At 65.5% G+C, this 19,652-nt stretch carries 20 protein-coding genes and 1 tRNA gene; 10 read left to right on the forward strand and 11 right to left on the reverse strand.

Annotated features, from left to right (window positions below; all coding sequences use genetic code 11):
- Window positions 1-185: 185 nt before the first annotated feature.
- Together AC3A6F_RS05645 and AC3A6F_RS05650 are read right to left on the reverse strand one after the other, a co-directional pair.
- Window positions 186-365 carry a hypothetical protein gene (locus AC3A6F_RS05645; RefSeq protein ID WP_487678991.1) on the reverse strand — a complete coding sequence of 60 codons (180 nt, stop codon included), beginning with the start codon at window positions 363-365 and terminating at the stop codon, window positions 186-188.
- A 9-nt stretch (window positions 366-374) separates the two neighbouring features.
- Window positions 375-599, reverse strand: coding sequence for a hypothetical protein (locus tag AC3A6F_RS05650; RefSeq protein ID WP_487678992.1), 225 nt, complete (start codon window positions 597-599; stop codon window positions 375-377).
- Window positions 600-630: 31 nt separating this feature from the next.
- On the opposite strand from AC3A6F_RS05650, the gene AC3A6F_RS05655 reads away from it, so the two are divergent.
- Together AC3A6F_RS05655 and AC3A6F_RS05660 are read left to right on the forward strand one after the other, a co-directional pair.
- Window positions 631-2,520 carry an MFS transporter gene (locus AC3A6F_RS05655; RefSeq protein WP_487678993.1) on the forward strand — a complete coding sequence of 630 codons (1,890 nt, stop codon included), beginning with the start codon at window positions 631-633 and terminating at the stop codon, window positions 2,518-2,520.
- A gap of 88 nt (window positions 2,521-2,608) precedes the next feature.
- Window positions 2,609-2,685 (forward strand) — tRNA-Pro (locus AC3A6F_RS05660).
- Between the two features lie 49 nt (window positions 2,686-2,734).
- Here AC3A6F_RS05660 and AC3A6F_RS05665 read toward each other — a convergent pair.
- From AC3A6F_RS05665 to AC3A6F_RS05685, 5 genes are all read right to left on the reverse strand, one after another.
- On the reverse strand, window positions 2,735-3,259 hold the full coding sequence (locus AC3A6F_RS05665) for an N-acetyltransferase family protein (RefSeq protein WP_487678994.1): 525 nt from the start codon (window positions 3,257-3,259) through the stop codon (window positions 2,735-2,737).
- Window positions 3,259-3,831, reverse strand: coding sequence for a helix-turn-helix domain-containing protein (locus AC3A6F_RS05670; protein ID WP_487678995.1), 573 nt, complete (start codon window positions 3,829-3,831; stop codon window positions 3,259-3,261). Before AC3A6F_RS05670 ends, AC3A6F_RS05665 begins: the two co-directional genes overlap by 1 nt.
- A gap of 42 nt (window positions 3,832-3,873) precedes the next feature.
- Complete coding sequence (locus AC3A6F_RS05675; protein ID WP_487678996.1) at window positions 3,874-6,702, reverse strand: hybrid sensor histidine kinase/response regulator; 2,829 nt, start codon at window positions 6,700-6,702, stop codon at window positions 3,874-3,876.
- A gap of 84 nt (window positions 6,703-6,786) precedes the next feature.
- Entirely contained in the window at window positions 6,787-8,508 is a 1,722-nt protein-coding gene (locus tag AC3A6F_RS05680) for an FAD-dependent oxidoreductase (RefSeq protein WP_487678997.1), read from the reverse strand.
- A 123-nt stretch (window positions 8,509-8,631) separates the two neighbouring features.
- On the reverse strand, window positions 8,632-9,651 hold the full coding sequence (locus tag AC3A6F_RS05685) for a transporter (protein WP_487678998.1): 1,020 nt from the start codon (window positions 9,649-9,651) through the stop codon (window positions 8,632-8,634).
- Window positions 9,652-9,930: 279 nt separating this feature from the next.
- Here AC3A6F_RS05685 and AC3A6F_RS05690 point away from each other — a divergent pair, with 279 nt between their 5' ends.
- Window positions 9,931-10,200, forward strand: coding sequence for a hypothetical protein (locus AC3A6F_RS05690; RefSeq protein WP_487678999.1), 270 nt, complete (start codon window positions 9,931-9,933; stop codon window positions 10,198-10,200).
- A 21-nt stretch (window positions 10,201-10,221) separates the two neighbouring features.
- On the opposite strand, the gene cadR is transcribed toward AC3A6F_RS05690, so the two are convergent.
- Window positions 10,222-10,623, reverse strand: coding sequence for a Cd(II)/Pb(II)-responsive transcriptional regulator (gene cadR / locus AC3A6F_RS05695; protein WP_487679000.1), 402 nt, complete (start codon window positions 10,621-10,623; stop codon window positions 10,222-10,224).
- A 66-nt stretch (window positions 10,624-10,689) separates the two neighbouring features.
- On the opposite strand from cadR, the gene AC3A6F_RS05700 reads away from it, so the two are divergent.
- A complete protein-coding gene (locus tag AC3A6F_RS05700; RefSeq protein WP_487679001.1) occupies window positions 10,690-11,373 on the forward strand; it encodes a cation efflux transmembrane domain-containing protein in 684 nt (227 codons plus the stop codon).
- A gap of 40 nt (window positions 11,374-11,413) precedes the next feature.
- On the opposite strand, the gene AC3A6F_RS05705 is transcribed toward AC3A6F_RS05700, so the two are convergent.
- From AC3A6F_RS05705 to AC3A6F_RS05715, 3 genes are all read right to left on the reverse strand, one after another.
- A complete protein-coding gene (locus AC3A6F_RS05705; protein WP_487679002.1) occupies window positions 11,414-12,013 on the reverse strand; it encodes a D-glycero-alpha-D-manno-heptose-1,7-bisphosphate 7-phosphatase in 600 nt (199 codons plus the stop codon).
- 12 nt (window positions 12,014-12,025) lie between these two features.
- A complete protein-coding gene (locus AC3A6F_RS05710; RefSeq protein WP_487679003.1) occupies window positions 12,026-13,033 on the reverse strand; it encodes a glycosyltransferase family 2 protein in 1,008 nt (335 codons plus the stop codon).
- 212 nt (window positions 13,034-13,245) lie between these two features.
- Window positions 13,246-14,127 (reverse strand): hypothetical protein, encoded by an 882-nt coding sequence (locus tag AC3A6F_RS05715; RefSeq protein WP_487679004.1) that lies wholly within the window; start codon window positions 14,125-14,127, stop codon window positions 13,246-13,248.
- Window positions 14,128-14,466: 339 nt separating this feature from the next.
- Between AC3A6F_RS05715 and AC3A6F_RS05720 the strand changes: the two genes are divergently transcribed.
- The 6 genes from AC3A6F_RS05720 to glf all read left to right on the forward strand — a co-directional run bounded on the left by AC3A6F_RS05720 (window position 14,467) and on the right by glf (window position 19,652).
- Window positions 14,467-14,808, forward strand: coding sequence for a KGG domain-containing protein (locus AC3A6F_RS05720; protein WP_487679005.1), 342 nt, complete (start codon window positions 14,467-14,469; stop codon window positions 14,806-14,808).
- Window positions 14,809-14,960: 152 nt separating this feature from the next.
- Window positions 14,961-15,365, forward strand: a complete 405-nt coding sequence (locus AC3A6F_RS05725) for a hypothetical protein (protein WP_487679006.1) — start codon at window positions 14,961-14,963, stop codon at window positions 15,363-15,365.
- Window positions 15,366-15,517: 152 nt separating this feature from the next.
- On the forward strand, window positions 15,518-16,639 hold the full coding sequence (locus tag AC3A6F_RS05730) for a M14 family metallopeptidase (RefSeq protein WP_487679007.1): 1,122 nt from the start codon (window positions 15,518-15,520) through the stop codon (window positions 16,637-16,639).
- Window positions 16,640-16,642: 3 nt separating this feature from the next.
- Complete coding sequence (locus AC3A6F_RS05735) at window positions 16,643-17,119, forward strand: CYTH domain-containing protein (RefSeq protein ID WP_487679008.1); 477 nt, start codon at window positions 16,643-16,645, stop codon at window positions 17,117-17,119.
- Window positions 17,119-18,291: a serine hydrolase domain-containing protein gene (locus AC3A6F_RS05740; protein WP_487679009.1), complete on the forward strand. Its 1,173-nt coding sequence runs from the start codon at window positions 17,119-17,121 to the stop codon at window positions 18,289-18,291. The genes AC3A6F_RS05735 and AC3A6F_RS05740 overlap by 1 nt, the downstream gene beginning before the upstream one ends.
- A 206-nt stretch (window positions 18,292-18,497) precedes the next feature.
- Window positions 18,498-19,652, forward strand: a complete 1,155-nt coding sequence (gene glf / locus AC3A6F_RS05745; protein ID WP_487679010.1) for a UDP-galactopyranose mutase — start codon at window positions 18,498-18,500, stop codon at window positions 19,650-19,652.

Raw genomic sequence — 19,652 nt, forward strand, 5'->3', positions numbered from 1 at the left:
CAGTACAGGGTCAAGCACACAGGCAGCGCTTAGAACTAGTGTCCGACTTTCGTGTAGCAGTTCAGAAGGCGGGAACCTAATTCTGCTACTTCACCACTACGTTGTCAGTAGCCTCGGAGCATGCAGACTTGGGTTCCCGCCTCCGCGGGAACGACGTTTTCAGGCAGGTGGTGCAAGCACGCGTCTCACGGCGGCGGCATGCCTTCATGCGCCAGCAATGTCGCTGGATACGCCTCGAAACGGCGTGGTATTTCCTCATCATCGTCGAGGAGGGCGGTGGTGAGCAGCAGCAGGTCCTGCTCGATATGCTCGAACAGCGCATTGGCGACGCTGGCGTAGCTGATGTGGAAGTTGGCGGAAGTCATCTGCGGATTCTACCTGCGCTGCATTGCATCAATGTGCCAGATCAAGCCCGGTTTGACCGGTTTCAAGCGTCCATGGTTCACACCGCAGGTTTCTGCGCGCGCGCTTGCCGCAGCGCCGAGTTTGTGCTCGCTCAAGTGCTGGTGCCGCAGGGTAAGACTCGCGGTATTGAATACGGATATACAAGCATGAATGTGAGAAACAGCGTTTGTTCCGCTGTGCTTGCCGTTGTACATTACGCACTCCTCCACAGCCGAGCTTTCCAGCATGAGCCAACCGAATCAGTTTTCCCTGCTGACCCAGCGCCGTTTCGGCCCGTTCTTCTGGACCCAGTTCCTGGGCGCCTTCAACGACAATCTGTTCAAGACCGCGCTGCTGGTCGTCATGACCTATGACGCGATCAACTGGACCACGCTCGATCCCTCCCTGATCAACAACCTGATCCCGGGCCTGTTCATCCTGCCCTACGTGCTGTTCTCGGCCACCTCGGGCCAGATCGCCGACAAGTTCGACAAGGCCAAGCTGGCGCGCATCGTCAAGGTCGCCGAGATCGCGATCATGCTGGTGGCCGGCATCGGCTGGTACACCCACACGCTGTGGCTCCTGGTCGCGGCGGTGATCGGCATGGGCATGCATTCGACGCTGTTCGGGCCGGTCAAGTACGCGTATCTGCCGCAAAATCTCAAGCCCGACGAGCTGGTCGGCGGCAATGGCGTGGTCGAGATGGGGACCTTCGTCGGCATCCTGCTGGGTGAAGTGGCCGGGGCGATCCTGGTCGGCTACAAGCCGAATGGCATCATGCTGGTGGCCGGCGCGACCTTGATCTTCGCTGTGCTGGGCCTGGCCGCCGCCTGGCGCATCCCGCCATCCCCGGCGCCGGCGCCCGAGCTGCGCATCAGCCGCAATTTTCTGGCCGAATCGTGGCGCAACCTGGCGCATTCGCGCCAGAACCGCACCGTGTTCCTGTCGATGCTGGGCAATTCCTGGTTCTGGTTCTATGGCGCCTTGCTGCTGGCCCAGTTCCCGGTGTTCTCGAAAGACTACCTAAGGGGCGACCACAGCGTGTTCGTGCTGCTGTTGACCGTGTTTTCGCTCGGCATCGGTCTTGGCTCGCTGCTGTGCGAACGCCTATCGGGCCACAAGGTGGAAATCGGCCTGGTGCCGTTCGGTTCGATCGGCCTGTCGGTGTTCGGCATCGACCTGTATTTCGCCAGCGACGCCTTCATCGCCAGCACGACGGCGGTGGACTGGCTGGTCCTCTTGAACCAGCCGGGCGCCTGGCGCATCCTGGGCGACCTGGTGATGATCGGCGTGTTCGGCGGCTTCTTCATCGTGCCGCTGTTCGCCCTGATCCAGACCCGCTGCGACCAGAAGCACGTCTCACGCACAATCGCCGGCATGAATATCCTGAACGCGATCTTCATGGTCGCTTCGGCCGGCGTCGCCATCCTGCTGCTGGGGCAGGGCTTCAGCATCCCGGAACTGTTCCTGACCACGGCCCTGCTCAATGCGGTAGTGGCGGTGTACATCTTCTCGCTGGTGCCGGAATTTTTGATGCGCTTCCTGGCCTGGCTGCTGATCCATACCGTGTACCGGGTGCGCACCATCGACACGGCGCGCATTCCGAGCGAGGGCCCGGCGGTGCTGGTGTGCAACCATGTGAGCTATGTGGACGCGATCGTGATCAATGCCGCCAGCCCGCGCCCGATCCGCTTCGTGATGGACCATCGCATCTTCAAGACGCCTTTCCTGCGCTGGATCTTCCGCGCCGTGAACGCGATCCCCATCGCGCCGGCAAAGGAAGACCCGTGGACCATGGAAAAGGCGTTCGTGGACATCGCCCATGCGCTGCATGACGGCGAGCTGGTGTGCATCTTCCCGGAAGGGCGCCTGACCTCGACCGGCGAGATGAACGAGTTCCGCAACGGCATTTCGAAGGTCATGGAGCGCAGCAAGGTGCCGGTGATCCCGATGGCGCTGCGCGGCCTGTGGGGCAGCTGGTTTACGCGCGACCAGGGCAATCTGTTCGGGCGGCGCATCGCGCGCGGCATGCGCTCGCAGCTGGCGCTGGCCGTCGGCCAGCCGGTGGCGCCGGAGCAGGCGACGCCGGAATACCTTCAGCAGCAGGTGATGGCGCTGCGAGGGGAGTGGAAGTAGGACTGCCGATCGTGTCCGGCAAAGATCTTGCACAGTATGGCAAAAGCGCAAGATTTTTTCGCTGGCTCTGATATAATTATCGACTAGTCGGGGCGTAGCGCAGCCTGGTAGCGTACGTGCATGGGGTGCACGGGGTCGGAGGTTCGAATCCTCTCGCCCCGACCAATAGAACCAGTGAAAAGAGCCAGCTTTCGAGCTGGCTTTTTTCATGGGCTCATCCGAGGCGTTTAAAGAAGAACGTCGTCGCGCACAATTCTCCGGTTGGAAGGCAGGCATAGTCGGGAATGGCGCCGACGCGCTGCCAGCCAAGGCGTTCATACAAGCGCTCGGCGGTGGCATTCGCGGTATCGAGCACCAGCAGCGACCGGCGCTGCGTGCGCGCCGCTTCCTCGACCGCCTCCATCAGGCGCTGTCCCATGCCGGCGCCGCGCGCCCGCCGTCCGACCAGCAACTTGGCGACGTCGGCCCGGTGCGGCTGATTGTCAGGCATATCGGTGATCAGCTGCACGGTGCCGGCAATGCCCTGCGCATCCTCGGCCACGATGAGCGTACGTTCGCCGCGCCCGATGCTGTCGGCCACGCCGCGCCAGAACTCCAGCGCTTTTTGCTCTTGCATCGGCAGCATGAAGCTGACCGATGCGCCGCCCTCGACACAATCGAGCAGTACCTGGGCCAATTGCTGGCTGCATGCCGTCGCTTCTTGCGCGTTGAGCGAGCGCAGTGTCACCTCGGTTTTCATCAGGATCTCCTTGAACGAAGGGGCGTGCCAAGCGCGACCAGGTAGCGCGCCGGCTTGCTGGTCGGGTTGTGGAAGGCGATGGGCCGATCGAGCAGCATCGCCAGGCAATCGCCGGCCATGAGGGGCCAGCAGGTGTCGCCAACGGTGATCTCCATGCTGCCTTCGACGATCCACACTTGCTGGTGGACGTCGACGTCGCGCGCCGCGGTGTCATAGGCAACGCGCTGTCCCGGCGGGAAATGGACTTCCACGAGCCCAAGCGTGGAGTCGACGGCAGGCGATAGGTTCCGGCGCACATAGCCCGATACCGGATCCGTCCAGGTCAGCTGGTCTTCGGCACGTCGCAATGGCATCGGCTCGGCTGCAGGCTGGTCGAACAGTGCTGCAAGCGTGATGCCGAGGGCCGCGGTCAACCTGTCCAGTACCGTCGCGGTGGCGCTGCTTTCGCCACGCTCGATCAGGGAGATATTGGAACGGCTGACACCGCTGCGTTCGGCAAGCGTGGCAAGCGACAGCCCCTGTGCGTCGCGCAACTCGCGCAGGCGCTGGGCGATGAGTTGATTGATGTCCATAAAATCCAGTATATTGGATTTTATGGACTTGTAAACTGGATTTTATCGGCGCGCTTCGTGCGCCAGCCGATCCAGAACAGCCAGCAATTGCGCGATGTCGACCGGCTTGACCAGGTGAGCGGCGAATCCGGCCCGCTGCGAGGCAGTGATGTCCTGCGGTTGGCCGTAGCCGCTCAGGGCGATCATGACGGTCTTGCGCATCGGTGGCAGCTTGCCCAGCCTTTGCACTAGCTGGTAGCCATCCAGATCGGGCAAGCCGATGTCGAGCAGGCAGACGTCAAACGATTCCGCCTGTGCCCGCGCGAGCGCCGCCGTCGATGAGTCCTCGACCTGAACCACGTGTCCGACCGCCGACAACACGATGCCGAGCGATTCGGCCGCATCGCGGTTATCGTCGACGAGCATGATGCGCAGCGTCGAATGCGCAGCCAACGTTGCGTCGTCCTCGCGCTTCCTTGCATCGTCATCAGGACTAACCACCCCGAGCGGCAGCACCACACTGAAGCAGCTGCCCCGTCCCGGCCCGCCGCTGTGCGCCTCGACCGTGCCGCCATGCAGGTTGACCATGCTGCGTACCAGCGCCAGGCCCAATCCAAGACCACCCTGTGCCCGGTCCGGCGTGCGCTTGGCCTGCGTGAACAATTCAAACACATCGGGCAGCAGCGCGGCATCGATGCCGATGCCAGTGTCCTTCACGCTCAGCTTCACCTGGCCGGCATCCGGCAGCGGATCGGCGCAGACCGTGATCTCGCCGCCGTCCGGCGTGTACTTGGCCGCATTGTTGATCAGGTTGGCCATCACCTGCACCAGCCGCTTGCGATCGCCCGTGACGGTGACGTTGGCCGCGCCCAGGCGGGTCGACAGGGTGTGGCCCTTTTTTTCGATCAGCGGGCGCGCCTGCTCGATGGCGTTCTGGATCACCGACTTGAGGTCGACGGCTTGGCGCTCGAGCTCGACCAGGCCGCGCGTCACGCGCGAGACGTCGAGCAGGTCGTCCACCAGCTCGACCATGTGGCGCACCTGGCGCCCGATGACGTCGCTGGCGTGGGCAATGCGCTTCGGATCGGCGCCGGACAGCTTGAGCATCTGGGCCGCGGTGCTGATCGGCGCCAGCGGGTTGCGCAGCTCGTGGGCGAGCATGGCCAGGAACTCGTCCTTGCGCACGCTCGCCGCCTTCAGTTCTTCCGCGGCCAGCTTGTGGTCGTGCATATCGGTCACCGTGCCCATCCAGCGGATGATGCGGCCGGCCTCGTCGCGCACCGGCAGCGCGCGATTGAGCACCCAGCGGTACTCGCCGCTGTGGTGGCGCAGGCGGTGCTCGATCTCGAACAGCGCGCCGCTTGCCAGGCTCCCGGCCCACAGCGCCTGCAGCCGCGCAAGGTCGTCGGGATGGATGATCGTCACCCAGCTGGTGCCGAGCAGCTCGGTATTGGACAGGCCGGTGAAGTCGCTCCAGCGCCGGTTGGAGTAGTCGTTCTGGCCGTCGGCCAGGCTCGACCACACCATCTGCGGCATCGCGTCGGTGATGGTGCGGAACTTTTCCTCGCTCTCGCGCAAGGCGCGCTGCGTGTCGACCTGGGCCGTGAGGTCCATCGAGGCGGCCACCGCGCCCGTGATGGCGCCATCCTCGGCGCGGATCGCCGTGGCATGGGTCAACAGGGTGCGCCGTTCCTGCGGCCGCCCAAAGGGCGCGATCTCGACGATGTCGGATTCGACCTGCTCGCCACGCAGCGCACGCGCCAGCGCCCACTCGTGCGCCTGGATCGGCCGGCCATGGCGCTCGGAGCCATCGGCCCACCAGCCGCGCCACTCGGCGTACTGGTCCTGGCTGGTGGACATCGGGTGCTCGCCCCACAGTTGGCGGTTCATGCGATTGACGGCCGACAGCGCGCCATGCTCGTCCACATAGACGATGCCGACTGGCGCCGAGCTGAGCAGGGCATCGAGGCGGCGGCGGTCGGCTTCGGCCTGGCTGGCCGCGGCGCGCGCCGCCGTTTCGCTGGCCTGCAAGGCGCGCTCGGCGTTCTTCTTGTCGGTGATGTCGGTGAACAGCAGGGCCACGCGGCGCCGGTCCGGATGGTCGATCGGACTGGCATACACATTGAACCAGCGTCCCATCGCTTCCGACCCTTCCTCGAAGCGGCGCGCCACCCCGCTGCGCGCGATCTCGTCATAGGTGTCGACCCAGCCCTGCTCGAGATTCGGCACCAGCTGGCGCGCGGTCTTGCCCACGCTGTCCACCAGCCCCGTGTGGCGGGCGAAGGCGCGGTTCGCTTCGATGAAGCGGTAGTCGACCGCGCGCCCGTCGGCGTCGTCGATCAATTCGAGCAGGCAAAAGCCGTCGTCCATGGTCTCGATCAGCGCGTGATTGGTCTGCTGCAGGCGCTGCCTGAGCAGGTGGTCTTCGGTGACGTCGTTGCAGATCACCAGCACCCCGCGGATGCCGGCCTCGTCCTCGATCGGGCTGTAGCCATAGGTCCACCAGACGTCTTCGCGCCGCCCGTTGCGGGTCAGCGGCACCAGGCGGTCCTCGTGCCAGGCGCTGGCGCCGTCGCGCATCACGCGCTCGATGTCCGGTCCGATCAGGTCCCAGGCTTCCTCCCAGCATGGGCGGCCCGGTTGGCCGAGGGCGGCCGGATGGCGCTCCGGTCCCAGGGTATGGCGGTAGCCATCGTTGTAGAACTGGATCAGGTCGTCGCCCCACCAGATGAACATCGGGTGATTGCTCGACAGCAGGACCCGCAGCAGGGTCTTGAGCGTGGACGGCCAGGCGTCGGGCGGCCCCAGCGGGCTGTCGCGCCAATCGTGGGCACGCATGAGGGCGCCCATCTCGCCGCCGCCGGCCAGGAAGCTGTGATTCGTATGCAACATCGTCAATCGGTGGTGTGAGTAACTGCCCACGATACGGGCTGCTTGCTCACTTGGCAACTGCAATGTTGCAAGGCAAGATTCGCCTCAGCCGGCGCCGGCGCTGGACTCTTGCTGCTGTTCGGCCAGGAAACGGTGGATTTGCGCCACCACGGCCGCGCCTTCGCCCGCCGCCGCGGCGACCCGCTTGGTCGAGCCGGCGCGCAGGTCGCCCACGGCGAATACGCCCGGCACGCTCGTCTCGAGATCGCGTCCGCCATGCTGCCCGGTGGCCTCGTAGCCGGTGAGCACGAAGCCCTTGCGGTCCAGTTCCACGCCGCACTCGAGCAGCCAGTCGCTGTTGGGATCGGCGCCGATGAACAGGAACAGGTGGTGGGTGTCGAACACGACTGGCGGGCCGCCGCTGCGGCTGCGGCAGTGCACCCGCTCCAGGCCGGTATCGTCTCCCTCGAGCGAGGCCAGTTCGAGCCGGGTGTGCAGCACGATGTTCGCGCTCGCCCGGATGCGCTCGATCAGGTAGCTCGACATACTGGCCTCGAGACCGCTCGAGCGCACCATCAGGTGCACCGTGTGGGCGTGGGCGGCCAGGTAGACGGCGGCCTGGCCGGCCGAGTTGCCGCCGCCCACCAGCACCACGGTCTGCTGGCGGCACACCTTCGCCTCGACCGGCGAAGCCCAGTAGTACACGCCGCGGCCCTCGAAGCGGGACAGGTCGTCCAGCTCGGGCTTGCGGTAGCGCGCGCCGGCCGCCAGCACCACGCTGCGCGCCCGCACGCAGCTGCCGTCGTCCAGTTCCACGCGCAGCGGGCGCTCGCGGCACAGCAGGCGCATCGCCGGCGCCGGGATCGCGACCTCGGCCCCGAACTTGCTGGCCTGCACGAAAGCGCGGCTCACCAGGGCGTGGCCCGAGATGCCGGTGGGAAAGCCGAAGAAGTTCTCGATGCGCGCGCTGGCGCCGGCCTGGCCGCCGTAGGCGCGCTGTTCCAGCACCATCACCGACAGGCCTTCCGAGGCCGCATACACCGCCGTGGCCAGGCCGGCCGGGCCGGCGCCGACCACCAGCACGTCGTAGACCATCTCGCGCGTGATGCGCGGCATGGTGCCCAGGAAGCGGCCCACCTCGAGCAGGCTCGGGTTCTTGATCACGAAGCCGTCGGGCATGGCGACCAGCGGCCAGTCGTGCTCCTGGCGCCAGTGCTCGCGTACCAGCTGGGCGGCGTCCGGATCCGAGGCCGGGTCGCGCCGGGTATAGGGTTGCGCATTGCGCGACAAAAAGCTCTCGAGCTCGAACAGGCGCGCGTGGCCGGGCGGCCCGATCAGGATCGGCCCGGTCGGCTGTTCGCCGATCAGGCGCGCGCGGCGCAGCATGAAGGCGCGCATCACGCGCTCGCCCAGCACCGCCTCGGCCATCAGCAGCGCACGCAGCGCCTCGGGATCGAGCACCAGGGCTTCCAGGTGGCCGACCGCCACGCCGTCGACGAGCGGCGGCCGGCCCGACAACTGCGACACTTCGCCGGTGAACTGGCCGGGGTCGAACAGGTGCACCTCGACCCGGTGGCCTAGCGCATTGCTGCGGCTGCAGCGCAGCTGGCCGGACAGCACGACCACCATGCCGGGCGAATCGACCAGGGCCCGGAATACGTAGTCGCCATCGTGCCAGGCGCGCTCGGTAGCGAAGCGGCGAATGCGCTTGAGTTCGTCCTCGCCGAGGACGGGATAGACCTGGTGGCCGCGCGTTTTCAGGTCGATCAGGTAGCGCGGATCGATGACGGACGGTTCGGGCAGGGACTCGGGCGTGCTGTCGTTCATGGCGGTTCTCGGCTCGGCTGGGCTGGTCGGATGGCGTGCTGGCGACTGCATGGTAATCCAGGCCGGTCGCTTTGTAAGCTATACCCTAGGATGGGTATCCAAGGCGTGTAAATCGCTCCCTATTCAGCGTTGGCGCTGCAGCCGCAACAGCAGCCAGCCGGCCACCGTGGTGAAGGCCGCGACCAGGCCCAGCGCGATCCAGAAGCCGTGGCTCTCGTCGGCCAGCGGGATGCCGCCCACGTTCATGCCGAGCAGGCCGGCAATCAGGTTGATCGGCAGGGCCATCACGGTCACGATCGTCAACAGATACAGGCTGCGGGCATTGTCCTCGTTGACGCGGGCGGCGAGTTCTTCCTGCAGCAATTTGATGCGTTCCTGCAGCGCGGCCAGGTCGCTCAGCACTACCGTGAATTCCTCGGTCGCCTGGCGCAGGTCCTGGCGGTCGTCGCCATCGACCCAGGACGGAGGGCGCTGCAGCAGGCGGAACAGGGCGGCCGGCTCCGGCGCCAGCAGGCGCTGCAGGCGCACCAGCACCCGGCGCAGCGTGCCGAGGTCTTCGCGCTGGCGGGTCAGGCGACCCGCCAGCAGTCGGTCTTCGATGGTGTCGACCCGCGCCACCGCCTCGCGCACGATATTGACCAGTACGTCGGCCTGGTCGCGCAGCAGGTGGATCAGCAGTTCGCTCGACGAGCGCAGCAGGGTGCCCTGGCGTACGTCCTGGCGCAGGCGCTCGATCGAGGCCAGGGGCTTCCTGCGCGCGCTGATCGCGACCTGCGGCGTGACGTGGACCCACAAGGTCGAGATCTCGGCGCTGTCGAGTGAAAAGCCGTGCAGCACGTCGTTGACGACGGCGATCAGGGCATTGTCGGCCAGCTCGAGGCGGGTCGAGCGCGAACCCTGGTGCAAGGTCTCGTAGAACTCGTCGGCCAGCATGGCGTGGCTGCGCAGCCAGCGCTCGCTGGCGGTGTTCGACAGGTTGAAGTGCAGCCAGATAAACTGTTCCGCTTGCGGGTCGCGCATCCAGGCCAGGGCCTCGTGCACGCCGATCGGCGTCGCGGTTGTGTCGCGGCTGAATAGAAATCCCCATACCAGGCCCGAATCGTCGGAGCCGTAACTGAAGCCGGGAGCCGCCATCTGCGCCATTGACCTTCCTGGATAAATAAACGATAGGCAATTGTAGAGCGTAATTGCAGAGCGATGCGGAACCTCGGGGCGATTACCGGTGGCATGTATGGAAATCTTGGCTTGTCATCAAGTTGAAACCATCGGCCGCTAAGATTGCTCCTGTGTCTCTCCGCGTGATCCCTCAACCGGATACTGCGTTTTTCCGTCGGCCTCACGGTCGGCGGATTTTTTTTGTGCGCCTCCCAGGCGGGCATGGCGCTGCACGATGGGCTGTCAAGGCCCGACGAAAGGAAACAGATGCACCTCTCTCAGATCGATCGCCGCGGCGCGGCGCCGAACCACATGGCTGACCATGGCCTTGCCAATCCCTATGCAGGCGCGACCCACGTGGTGCGCCAGGGCATCCTCATCCAGGCCAGCCTGGGCACCCGCAGCGCCGTCGAATTCCTCAAGCAGCATGGCGTGCATGGCGCCGTGATCCACCGCGTGCTGATGGGCGAGCAGGTGCGTGGCGACGACCAGGCGGCGCTCGACGAGCGCGCCGTGATCGACGATCCCAGGATGTAATCGAGGGCCTGCGGCCGGCGGTCAGGCGTGCTCGGTCAGCTCGCGCAGGATGGCGCACTGGCCGGCGGGGCGCGTGGAATCGCAGCGCGCACGCAGGGTCGACAGTTCGGTGCGCAGCGCCTTCAGTTCGAGGATCTGGCGGTCGATCTCGGACAGCTGGTGGTCCACCAGCGCGTTGACGCCGCTGCAGGAGCGTTCCGGCTGGTCCTGGTAGCCGAGCAGGGTCTCCACTTCGCCGAGCGACATGCCCAGCGAACGGCAGCGGCGGATGAAATGCAGCCGCTCGGCGTGGTCGGCATCGTACATCCGGTAATTCGCCTGCGACCTGACCGGTGGCGGCAATAATCCCTTCTGCTCGTAGAAACGGACCGTCTCGGACTGGCAGCCCGTCAGTTTCGCCAGTTCACCAATGCGCATCAGCATGAATACCCCTTGACCTTGTAGTTACTACAGGGATTCTAATGCAGATATCGTCATTGGAGGTGAACCATGTCTGCGTGTTGTTCCGGATCCTGCAGTTCGTCCACGCCGCCGCCCGACGGGCGCTACCGCAAGGTGCTGTGGGCGGCGCTCATCATCAATTTCGCCATGTTCGGCGTCGAGCTGGCCAGCAGCCTGGCCGCCGGCTCGGTGTCGCTGCTGGCCGACTCGGTCGACTTTCTTGGCGACGCCGCCAATTACGGGGTGTCGCTGTTCGTGCTGGGCATGGCCGTGGTGTGGCGTTCGCGCGCGGCCTATGCCAAAGGCATCGTGATGGGCGTCTTTGGCGTGCTGGTGCTGGCGCGGGCACTGTGGCTCGGTCTCGACGGCCACTTGCCGCATGCCCAGACCATGGGCGCCGTCAGCCTGCTGGCGCTGGCCGCCAATGGCGCGGTGGCGGCCATGCTGTACGCGTTTCGCAACGGCGACGCCAATATGCGCTCGGTGTGGCTGTGTACCCGCAATGACATGATCGGCAACCTGGCCGTGATGCTGGCGGCGCTCGGCGTGTTCGGCACCCGCGCCGGATGGCCGGACATCGTGGTGGCGAGCATCATGGCTTGCTTGGGCCTGTCGGCCGCGCGCGAAGTGATACGGCAGGCGCGCGCCGAGCTGCGTGCGCAGGCGTCGGCGGCGCGCTTACCGGCGCCAACGTCGGCGTCGGCGCCAATCATCGAGATCCGACGGGGCTGAGCGGGACCGTCATCGTTCCGGCAGGCATTGCCGTCCCCCGTTAGCCCAAAGGACGTGCACCCGCCTGCGGCCGCACGTCCTCTCGCTCGCCGTGCTCGGCGATCAGCAGGGCCGCGCTGTACAGGTCAGGCGCGATGCGCGTGGGCAGGCGGCGTGGACCCAGGCGCCATTCGGTCTCGCTGCCGTTGTCGATCAACAGGGTGCGGCAGCCGGCGCGGTTGCCGGCCTCGACGTCGTGCAGGATGTCACCGATCATCCAGGACGCGCGCAGGTCGATGGCATGCTCTTGTGCCGCGCGCAGCAGCATGCCTGGCGAGGGCTTGCGGCAGGCGCAGGCGAAGGCATAGCCGCCGACGGTGCCGAGCGGATGGTGCGGGCAATAGTAATAGCCTGCGAGAACGAGCTGCTCGCGAAACAGCAGGTCGCTCAAGCGGTCGGACACCGGGCCCATCGCCGCTTCGGTGAAGCAGCCGTGCGCAATGCCGGACTGGTTGCAGACCACGAACAGGCGATAGTCGAGCTCGGCCAGCAGGCGCAGCGCCGCGCCGGCCCCGCTCACCAGGCGGATGCGGCGCGGCTCGGCATTGAATGGTATGTCGTCGACCAGCGTGCCTTCCTGGTCGAGGAAGATGGCTTTCATCGGATTGCGCGCTCAGGCGAAGCGCACGCGGTAGCGCACCGCGCCCGCCAAGCGCCAGAACACCGATAGTGGCGGCAGCAGGACCGAGGTGATCGCCATCTCGGCCACGTGCGAGGCGCTGTGGGCCGTGCCCTGCAGCCTGCGCAGGCACAGGCGCACGGTGAGCGCGAGCCAGGCCAGGGTGGCGGCCAGGGCCAGCCAGCGCACGCCCAGCGCCCAGCAGGGCAGGGCCAGCAGCAGGGCGGCGACGATGGCGTAGTGGTCCCAGCAGGGCCGCGCCTCGATGCGTTCGCGGTACAGCGCCGGGTGCTTCTTGTACAGCAGCGCATCGAACACGGCATGGCGGATCTGCAGCAGGCTCGCGCCCCAGGGCGCCGGACGCACCGGGTGCACCGCCAGCGCCTGCGGCGCGTGCACGATGCGGATGTTCTGTTCGAGCAGGCGGAAGTGCAGGTCGGCGTCGCTGCCGCGCTGGACGCTGAAGCGCTCGTCGAAGCCGTCGAGCCGTTCGAGCACCGGCTTGTGGACGAAGCAGTTGGCGCTGCTGAAATCGGCCAGTTCGTGCGCATGCGCGCTGCGCTGGCGGTCGGTGGGGCGGGCCGGCACCGGGGTCTCGATGCGGCCGCAGACGACGGCGGCGCCGCCGTCGAAGGCGGCCAGCCCCTGGGCCAGCCAGTCGGGGCTGGGCACGGCGTCGTCGCTGGTGAAGGCGATGACGTCGGCCCGCGCCGCGCGCCAGCCGCGGTTGCGCGCGGCGCCGGGCCCGCGCGGCCCGGTATTGGCGACATAGGCCAGGCGCGGCCCGCGTTCGAGCGTGCGGGTGCGCCAGCCGGCCACCAGGTGCAGCGTATTGTGGTTGGGTTCGTCGTCCACGACGATGACTTCGACGCTGCGCGGATCGACGCTCTGGCGCATCAGGGCGTCCAGGCTGCGGTCGAGCAGGTCCATGCGGCCGCAGGCCGGCAGCACCACGGAAACCGTGGGGAGGGCGTTATTGGGGGCGTCATCCGGTGCAGGCATGCGAGGTCTCCTCGGTTTCTCCGCTGGTCTCGCGCCACGGCGTGGTCGTGGCGATGTCGAGCGGTTCGAGTGCCCAGCGTATGGCCCGGTTCCTCCAGTCCGGTACGGTTTGGAGATGGATCAACACGGATGCCGGAAAAGACGAGCGGCCCTGGATGGGGCCGCTTGTCATGCGAAAAAAGAGCGTGCTTAGAACCTACCGGGATAGGTTCTTAGCCGCGCGAGAAACCGGTGTCGTCGTCCATCTTGCGGTCGCCCGCCAGCTTGTTGGCGCCGCCCGGGCTGCGCGGGTAGCCGCCGGCGGCGTCGTTCGACTGGTGCACCGGATTCGGCTCGGCATGCATGCTGCCGCCGACCTGGTAGCCTTCGCCCTCGGTGCGCGGGCCCGAGTTGCCGGGGCTGCGCGGCAGGCCGCCGGACACGTTGTTCGACTTGTGGACGTCGTCGCTGCCATTGTCGCGCGGCTCGGCGCCCTGCGCGGCTTCGCGGTCGACCTGTTGCTGGACCCGGCTGGCGCTGGCGTCCTGGGTGTCGGCGCGGTTGTCGTCGGCGCTTTGGCGGTTGCCGTAGATGTCGCCGTGCTGCACGCCAGGCACGCCGGCCTCGGTGCCGATCGGCTCCGGCGCCACGGTGCCCGGCACGCGGCCGTCGCGGCCGGGTTCGGCGCCATGCAGCTGCGGATGCGCCGGATCCTGCGGATTGAGCGTGTCCCCGGTCTGGGTCTTGCCCTGGCGGTTGAGGACGTCGCCCGTCACCGAGACGCCGGTATCGCGCTGGCGGTTGCCGACCGGCTGCTCGAGCTTGCCCCAGGCATCGGAATGCATCTGCATCTGGCGATCGTGGCTGTCGGTGACGCCCTGGGTGGTGCCGCTGCCGCCGGACTGCTGGCCCTGCATCGAGCCGCCCTGGGCCAGGCTGCCGCCCGATTCGTCGATTGCCGTCGTGCCTTGCTGGCGGCTGGCCGCATTGGGGTAGGTATGGTCGAGCGGGCCATCGCGCGTGATGCCCTTGGAACCGGGCGTGCCTTTTTCATTGGCGCCGTAGTTGGCCTGGTTGCCGGGAAGCTTGTGCTTGTCTTGCTTGTTGGTGTCCATGACGGTCTCCTGTTCTGGTAGACAGGCAGGTCGAGTTCCTGCCGCATACAGCCATGATGCGCGCCGCAGACTCCGCACAGAATAGGAAGAGGTAGGGGGGCGGTGTAGGACTGATGCTGACGAGTTTGTTGACGACTGGAAGTTATTTTTCGCAGATGCATTATTTGTCGCGCGAAGTCCTACAAAGTCATCTGAAATGCTCCTATAGCCGCATCGGAGATGCCTGCCTAAGATGGGCTTCGACTCATCGTTCGCTGACCTGGTGGCCAGCGGCGATCGGGTCTCAAGCCTGCCGCAGGACGCGGCGGTTTCCACAAGTGTATAAGGGAGAACGTCATCATGGCCTCAAGCAACCAAGGTAACAAGCAAGCTGGCACCCAAGGCAATAGCCAGAGCACCGCCAGCGGCACCCGCAATCGCGGCTTCGCCTCGATGGATCCAGCGCGCCAGCGCGAAATCGCCAGCCAGGGTGGCAAGGCAGCCCATGCCAAGGGTACCGCCCACGAATTCACGTCGGAAGAAGCACGCCGCGCCGGCAGCTTGAGCCACGGTAACCGCCAGTCGGCCACCGCCAGCGCCAGCGCCAGCGCCAGCGCCGGTGGCGCCGCGCGTACCTCGAGCAAGAGCGGCAACCGCCAGAGCACCCAGGGCGGCAACCGCAGCGGCGGCTCGAAAGAGTAAGCAACCAGTCGGCCGAGGCCGGCGGCAGGCAAGGAACGGGAAGCCACGAGCTTCCCGTTTTGCTTTGGTTTTGCCTCTAATACACACAAAATGCGAATGGGATGGGGTAGAATCGCTGCGCCTTTTTCAACCTTCCCCCAAGGATCAACGTCGTGAAACCAGCGGTCATTCGTCAAGTCAAGAGCCTGTCCATGTCCTGCGACCGGGTCGGCAACCTGTTGCTCACCAAGTTCTCCAGCCAGGGCGCGAGCGACCTGTGCATCCACATCCCGGCCTCGATCGTGTTCTGGCTGCTCAAGCACTTGCCGGTCAACCAAGATCCGCAACTGAAGGCGCCGCCTGCCGGTCCCGGCATTACCCAGGCCGATTGGGACAGTCCCTACATTCCGCGCGCGCAATACGTGAACTGCAAGGAACTGCCGGGCGCGATCCGCATGAGCTTCGTGCTCGACCGCAAGCCCGACCTGACCGTCGTCCTCGACCGCGGCAACGTCGAACTGATGCGCCAGATCATGGCCATGTACACCAAGGACCTGATCGACCTCGACGCGCAGTAAGCACGCGCCCCCGCCCCGGCCCGGCATCAGCGGTCGGCGTGGCCGATCCGGTATCATGGCCGGCGCTGCTAATGCACTGATCGTCGGGCAGGCGCCCGACGCCCCGATATTTGCACACCGTCCACCGCGACGGGCCATGAAAGGATCCCACGATGCCCATCAAGATCAGCACGATGTTCGACTCCGGCTCGATCGACGTCGTCCGCGCCGACAACGTCAAACAGATCGACCTGAACCTGCGCAAGGATTCGCACGCCGACATCCACCAGTGGTTCCACTTCCGCCTGCAGGGCGCGCGCGACCAGGCCCTCACGATGCGCATCCTGAACGCCGGCCAGGCGACCTATCCGAAGGGCTTCGAGGGCTACCAGGCAGTGGCGAGCTACGATACCGAGAACTGGTTCCGCGTGCCCACCAGCTTCGACGGCCAGGTGATGACGATCGAGCACACCCCGGAACTGGACAGCGTCTACTACGCGTATTTCGAGCCCTACACCTGGGAACGCCACCTGCGCCTGCTGGGCGAAGTGGCGGAGAATCCAATCGCGCGTGTGATTGATATCGGCAGCACGGTCGACGGCCGCGACATGAACCTGGTGGTGATCGGCAATCCACAGGCCGAGAAAAAAATCTGGGTCATCGCGCGCCAGCACCCGGGCGAATCGATGGCCGAGTGGTTCGTCGAAGGCATGATGGATGCGCTGCTCGACAACGCCAACCCGGTCGCGCGCAAGCTCTTGCAGCGCGCCGTGTTCTACATCGTGCCGAACATGAACCCGGACGGCTCGGTGCGCGGCAACCTGCGCACCAATGCCGCCGGCGCCAACCTGAACCGCGAATGGATGAACCCGTCGCTCGAGCGCAGTCCTGAAGTGCTGTGCGTCAAGAGCAAGATCGAAGAAGTCGGCATCGACATGTTCTTCGACATCCATGGCGACGAGGCGCTGCCCTACAACTTCGTGGCCGGCTGCGAAATGCTCGAAGACTTCACTGCCGAGCGCGCGCTGGAGCAGAGCAGCTTCATCGACCGCTATATCTCGTGCAGCCCGGACTTCCAGAAGGAATACGGCTACGCCGCCAGCAAGTACAACGACGAGCTCTTGACGCTGGCCTCGAAGTACGTCGGCAACCACTATAAATGCCTGTCGCTGACGCTCGAGATGCCGTTCAAGGACAATGCCAACCTGCCCGACCCGCACGTCGGCTGGAACGGTGCGCGCAGCGCCGGCCTGGGCGCGGCGATGCTGCAGCCGATCCTGCAGGCGCTGGGCTGAACGATGGGCGTTGAAATCGAACGCAAGTTCCTGCTCGCGAACGATGCCTGGCGCACGCTGGGCACGCCGGTCCTGGTGCGCCAGGGTTACCTGAGCTCGGACCCGCTACGCACCGTGCGGGCGCGCATTTACGGCGACCAGGGTTTTCTAACCATCAAGAGCAAGAGCGAAGGCGCGGCGCGCGGGGAGTGGGAATATCCGATCCCGCTCGAAGACGCCGCCGAACTGCTCGACCGCCTGTGCGAGCGGCCGCTGGTGGAGAAATACCGGCGCCGCATCGAGCACGCGGGCTTCACCTGGGAAGTCGACGAGTTCCTGGGCGAGAACGCGGGCCTGGTGGTGGCCGAGATCGAGCTGCCAGCCGAAGACGCCGTCTTCGACAAGCCGGACTGGATCGGCCGGGAAGTCACCGGCGACAAGCGGTATTACAACTCCAACCTGATCCGTTCTCCGTATTCCACCTGGACCGATACCGAATAATGACGACCGCTTCGCCCAATATGCTGCGCCGCAGCCTGCTCGCACTCTCCCTCACTACCGCACTGGGCCTGGCGCTGCCGGTCGGTGCCGCGTTCGCTGCCGATGCGGCGGCCTACTTCCCGCCCGCCGGCGAGTGGGCCCGCAAGGACCCGGCCCAGCTGGGCATGGACCCGGCGGCCCTGGCCGCGGCCATCCAGTTCGCGCAATCGCGCGAAACCGAGCGCCCGCTCGACCTGTCCGACCAAGAAGCCGTGTTCGGCACCCGCCTGGGCTCGATGCCGACCAGGCGCGCCCACACCAATGGCGTGGTGATCTACAAGGGCTATGTGGTGGCCGAGTTCGGCGACACGCGCTTCGTCGATCCGACCTATTCGGTGGCCAAGAGCATGCTGGCGACGGTTGCCGGCGTGGCGGTGCGCGACGGCCGCATCCAGATCAATGACCCGGTGGCCAAGACCGTCAACGACGGCGGCTATTCGGCGCCACACAATGCCCCGGTCACCTGGAAGCAGCACCTGCAGCAGGAATCCGAGTGGGAAGGCGAGCTGTGGGGCAAGCATAGCAACTTCATCGGCAAGGAGGCCTTCGGCAAGGGCGAGAAGAAGCCGCGCGCGATCAAGGCGCCGGGCAGCTTCTACGAGTACAACGACACCCGCGTGAACCGCTTCGCGCTGTCGCTGCTGCGCGTGTTCGGCCAATCGGTGCCGGACGTGTTCCAGCAGCAGGTCATGGATCCGATCGGCGCTTCGTCGACGTGGAAGTGGGTTCCCTACCATAACAGCTACGTGGAAGTGAACGGCAAGCAGGTGCCATCGGTCAGTGGCGGCACGCGCTGGGGCGGCGGGATGTGGATCGACAGCTGGGACATGGCGCGCTTCGGCTACCTGTGGCTGAACGAGGGAAAGTGGGGCGGCAAGCAGATCCTGCCGGCGTCCTACGTGAAGGAAGCGCTCACCCCGAGCGCCCACGGCCCGGATTATGGCTACCTGTGGTGGCTCAATACCAAGGGGAAGAACCTGCCGGGCATGCCAACCACCGCCTTCGCGGCGCTGGGGGCGGGCAGCAACGACATCGTCGTTTCGCCCGAACATGACCTGGTAATCGTGTGGCGCTGGCATGCCGGCAATGCGGCCGAGTTCGCCACACGCGTGATCGCTGCCATTCGTAAATAACGTCATCCACAATCTGCAACGGGGGATGCTCCAATTGTGCGGAGCAAAAAGGGATTTGAATGATATATTTTTATCATTAATTCCTCCCGCGATGCGGTGTTGTGTGTCCACGATTGACCCGACAATTTATTCTTGATGTAATCCCAGGTCGGGTCAAGGTCAGGCATACGCTCCGGCATTGCCAAACACCACCAGGACACACAAGAATGAGCAAGAATATCGCCATCGTCGGCGCAGGATTCTCCGGGGCCGTGATCGCAAACCAGCTGGCGCAGGCCGGCTATACCGTCGACGTGTTCGAATCGCGTCCCCATATCGCCGGCAACTGCTACTCGGAACGCGATGCCGAGACCGGCGTCATGGTTCACGTCTATGGCCCGCACATCTTCCACACCGATAACGAGCGCGCCTGGGAATTCGTCAACCGTTATGCCGAGTTCAAGCCTTACGTCAATCGCGTCAAGGCCATCACCGGCGGCAAGGTGTTCACCCTGCCGATCAACCTGTTGACCATCAACCAGTTCTTCAACAAGACCATGGGTCCGGCCGAGGCGCAGGAATTCCTGCAGAGCCTGGGCGACAAGTCGATCGAGAACCCGACCACCTTTGAAGAGCAGGCGCTGCGCTTCGTCGGCCGCGAGCTGTACGAGGCCTTCTTCAAGACCTATACGATCAAGCAGTGGGGCCTGCACCCAAGCGAGCTGCCGGCCAGCATCCTCAAGCGCCTGCCGGTGCGCTTCAATTACGACGACAATTACTTCAACCACAAATACCAGGGCATGCCGGCCGACGGCTACACGGCGCTGGTCCAGAACATCATCGACGTGCCGGGCGTGACCGTGCACCTGAGCACGGCCTTCGATCCAGCGGACAAGGGCAACTACGCCCACGTGTTCTACAGCGGCCCGATCGATGCCTGGTTCAAGCACGAGGAGGGCCGCCTGCCTTACCGCACGCTGGACTTCGAAACCTTCCGCGCCGACGGCGACTTCCAGGGCAATGCCGTCATCAATTACTGCGACGACGACAAGAAATACACCCGCATTACCGAGCACAAGCACTTCTCGCCGTGGGAAAAGCACGAGAAGACCATCTGCTACGCCGAGTACAGCCGCCAGTGCGAAGAAAAGGACGTCCCGTACTACCCGATCCGGCAGACGCGCGAGAAGGCTCAGTTGGAGCTGTACGTCAACAAAGCGAAGAACGAAGAGAACGTGACCTTCGTCGGCCGCCTGGGCACCTACCGCTACCTGGACATGGACGTCACCATCCATGAAGCGCTGCTCACCGCCGACAAATTCCTCGACAGCGCGAAGAGCGGCGAGCGCATGCCGGCCTTCACCATCGATCCGATGGCATAA

It is taken from the genome of Massilia sp. Soil_C_3, assembly GCF_057657035.1.

Excerpts from the sequence above, each read along its gene's own strand:
- AC3A6F_RS05645 (WP_487678991.1), bottom strand. The coding sequence starts at position 365 with ATGACTTCCGCCAACTTCCACATCAGCTACGCCAGCGTCGCCAATGCG.
- AC3A6F_RS05650 (WP_487678992.1), bottom strand. The coding sequence starts at position 599 with ATGTACAACGGCAAGCACAGCGGAACAAACGCTGTTTCTCACATTCAT.
- AC3A6F_RS05655 (WP_487678993.1), top strand. The coding sequence starts at position 631 with ATGAGCCAACCGAATCAGTTTTCCCTGCTGACCCAGCGCCGTTTCGGC.
- AC3A6F_RS05665 (WP_487678994.1), bottom strand. The coding sequence starts at position 3,259 with ATGAAAACCGAGGTGACACTGCGCTCGCTCAACGCGCAAGAAGCGACG.
- AC3A6F_RS05670 (WP_487678995.1), bottom strand. The coding sequence starts at position 3,831 with ATGGACATCAATCAACTCATCGCCCAGCGCCTGCGCGAGTTGCGCGAC.
- AC3A6F_RS05675 (WP_487678996.1), bottom strand. The coding sequence starts at position 6,702 with ATGTTGCATACGAATCACAGCTTCCTGGCCGGCGGCGGCGAGATGGGC.
- AC3A6F_RS05680 (WP_487678997.1), bottom strand. The coding sequence starts at position 8,508 with ATGAACGACAGCACGCCCGAGTCCCTGCCCGAACCGTCCGTCATCGAT.
- AC3A6F_RS05685 (WP_487678998.1), bottom strand. The coding sequence starts at position 9,651 with ATGGCGCAGATGGCGGCTCCCGGCTTCAGTTACGGCTCCGACGATTCG.
- AC3A6F_RS05690 (WP_487678999.1), top strand. The coding sequence starts at position 9,931 with ATGCACCTCTCTCAGATCGATCGCCGCGGCGCGGCGCCGAACCACATG.
- cadR (WP_487679000.1), bottom strand. The coding sequence starts at position 10,623 with ATGCTGATGCGCATTGGTGAACTGGCGAAACTGACGGGCTGCCAGTCC.
- AC3A6F_RS05700 (WP_487679001.1), top strand. The coding sequence starts at position 10,690 with ATGTCTGCGTGTTGTTCCGGATCCTGCAGTTCGTCCACGCCGCCGCCC.
- AC3A6F_RS05705 (WP_487679002.1), bottom strand. The coding sequence starts at position 12,013 with ATGAAAGCCATCTTCCTCGACCAGGAAGGCACGCTGGTCGACGACATA.
- AC3A6F_RS05710 (WP_487679003.1), bottom strand. The coding sequence starts at position 13,033 with ATGCCTGCACCGGATGACGCCCCCAATAACGCCCTCCCCACGGTTTCC.
- AC3A6F_RS05715 (WP_487679004.1), bottom strand. The coding sequence starts at position 14,127 with ATGGACACCAACAAGCAAGACAAGCACAAGCTTCCCGGCAACCAGGCC.
- AC3A6F_RS05720 (WP_487679005.1), top strand. The coding sequence starts at position 14,467 with ATGGCCTCAAGCAACCAAGGTAACAAGCAAGCTGGCACCCAAGGCAAT.
- AC3A6F_RS05730 (WP_487679007.1), top strand. The coding sequence starts at position 15,518 with ATGCCCATCAAGATCAGCACGATGTTCGACTCCGGCTCGATCGACGTC.
- AC3A6F_RS05735 (WP_487679008.1), top strand. The coding sequence starts at position 16,643 with ATGGGCGTTGAAATCGAACGCAAGTTCCTGCTCGCGAACGATGCCTGG.
- AC3A6F_RS05740 (WP_487679009.1), top strand. The coding sequence starts at position 17,119 with ATGACGACCGCTTCGCCCAATATGCTGCGCCGCAGCCTGCTCGCACTC.
- glf (WP_487679010.1), top strand. The coding sequence starts at position 18,498 with ATGAGCAAGAATATCGCCATCGTCGGCGCAGGATTCTCCGGGGCCGTG.